The sequence below is a fragment of the Faecalibacterium sp. DFI.5.82 genome (assembly GCF_029076575.1).
Lineage (GTDB): Bacteria > Bacillota > Clostridia > Oscillospirales > Ruminococcaceae > Faecalibacterium > Faecalibacterium duncaniae.
The window spans coordinates 1-303 of the sequence record NZ_JARFIS010000684.1; the positions used below are offsets into that span (position 1 = coordinate 1).

The window sequence follows — 303 nt, forward strand, 5'->3', positions numbered from 1 at the left end:
CCGGCCAGTGCGGAGAACACCGCACCCAGCATGAAGTTGCACAGCTCACCCACCAGTGCGGTAGAGGTGCCCTTGATGACCACATGGAGCAGGTTCTTCATATAGCTGATGATCACACCGTACACCGGGCCAAGGGCAAAGGCACCCAGCAGAGCGGGCAGGTCGGAGTAGTCCATCTTGACGAAGGACGGGATAAGCATCGGGAGCGGGAACTCGATGAACATCAGGATAAAGGCCACCGCGCTGAGCATGGCGGCAACGGTCAGGTTGCGGGTCGTGTTTTTCTTCCTGGTAATATCCTCC

At 58.1% G+C, this 303-nt stretch carries 1 protein-coding gene; it reads right to left on the minus strand.

Annotated elements, in window-relative coordinates; genetic code table 11:
- The coding region (locus P0G09_RS18440) for an ECF transporter S component (protein WP_275253400.1) at positions 1-296 on the minus strand (296 nt) is incomplete at its 3' end.
- Positions 297-303 lie beyond the last annotated feature (7 nt).